The following is an 803-nucleotide window of genomic DNA, read 5'->3' as shown; positions in this document are numbered from 1 at the left end:
ATCGTCGGTGTCTCAGCCATCTGCCTCACGGCCGAGCAGTCGACGCCTTCGGTGCCCCAGAGTTGCAGTGCCTCGTCGCCGAATTTGTCGGCGCCAACGCCCGCCAGCAGTTTGCATCTGGCGCCGAGTCGCGCAGCTCCGATAGCCTGATTAGAGCCCTTGCCGCCATTTCCGAAGGCAAACCCGGACCCTAGCAGGGTTTCGCCCGGCGCTGGCACGTCGCCCACAATCCAAAACGCAACGCCGTAGGAGCCGACGACGTAAACCTCGCAAGTGGGCATCATCTGCTCCCGCCGATTAGTTGGCGTGGTTGAGCGATTGAGGCGCTCTTGCGCTCAATCCAGCCGGTGTAAATGTAGCGATCGGCTCGGTAGGACGAGGACGAAAAGTAAATAACCCGATCGGTCGCGTCGAAGGCGGTACGGTCGATTTGCAGCACCGCAGTGCCGCTCGACACGTCGAGTGCTTTCGCCAGTCTGGCACGCGCGATGCCGGCCCGTATCTCCTGCTTGGCTCGAACAAGCGACACACCAAGGTGCTGCTCAAGAATCTCGGTGAAAGAGGTGTCGGCAAGGTCAAGCTTTTCCATGTGGCGCCCGATTGCCGCGACGAACGAAACTGTCTCGACCGCTACGACCTCCTCGTCGATCGTGCGCAGGCGCTCGATGGTCAAGACGCTCTCATCGGTCGGCACGTTAAGTGCGGCTGCCACGGCGTCAGCGGGACGCCAGCCGACCGTCATATGCCTAGTACCCGGTCGGAATCCACGCGCTACCGCTTCTTCCGAAAATCCTGAAAAAGTA

At 61.0% G+C, this 803-nt stretch carries 2 protein-coding genes; both read right to left on the bottom strand.

Annotated features, from left to right (window positions below; all coding sequences use genetic code 11):
• Positions 1-281, bottom strand: a 281-nt coding sequence (locus OHD62_RS35555; RefSeq protein WP_263792424.1) for a PfkB family carbohydrate kinase, incomplete at its 3' end; no start/stop codon positions are given.
• The coding region (locus tag OHD62_RS35550) for a GntR family transcriptional regulator (protein ID WP_263792422.1) at positions 281-803 on the bottom strand (523 nt) is incomplete at its 5' end. The genes OHD62_RS35550 and OHD62_RS35555, both read right to left, overlap by 1 nt.

The organism is Mesorhizobium sp. YC-39 (genome assembly GCF_025753795.1).
In the GTDB taxonomy this organism is placed as follows: Bacteria; Pseudomonadota; Alphaproteobacteria; order Rhizobiales; family Rhizobiaceae; genus Mesorhizobium.
Note: the sequence above shows the minus strand (reverse complement) of the source record. Positions and strands in the feature narration are given on the sequence as shown.